The sequence below is a fragment of the Microbacterium sp. ZXX196 genome, from assembly GCF_009709595.1.
Classification (GTDB): domain Bacteria; phylum Actinomycetota; class Actinomycetes; order Actinomycetales; family Microbacteriaceae; genus Microbacterium; species Microbacterium excoecariae.
Window position 1 is genome coordinate 1 of record NZ_WMEE01000359.1, and the last position, 253, is coordinate 253.

Below are 253 nucleotides of genomic sequence, written 5' to 3' on the forward strand. Positions count from 1 at the left end.
TATACCATTCCGGAAGAAATCGGGCTGAATTCCAAAGAGATCACGTGCAAAATTGACTCGATTGCCAATCTGGCTATCACACAAAAAGCTACGCCCGGCTGCGTTGTTCAGCTAGCCAAAGACGGTAAAGTATTTTTCCGCAAAGCTTATGGGAAACATACCTATGAAGGCGCGGCCACAGTCAAACTTACCGACTTGTATGACTTGGCTTCCGTGACAAAAATCACCGCTTCGACACTGGCCCTAATGAGTC

1 protein-coding gene is annotated in these 253 nt (G+C 47.0%); it reads left to right on the forward strand.

What is annotated here, in order from left to right:
- On the forward strand, nt 1-253 hold a 253-nt coding region (locus tag GJQ66_RS13325; protein WP_155049687.1), incomplete at both ends, for a serine hydrolase.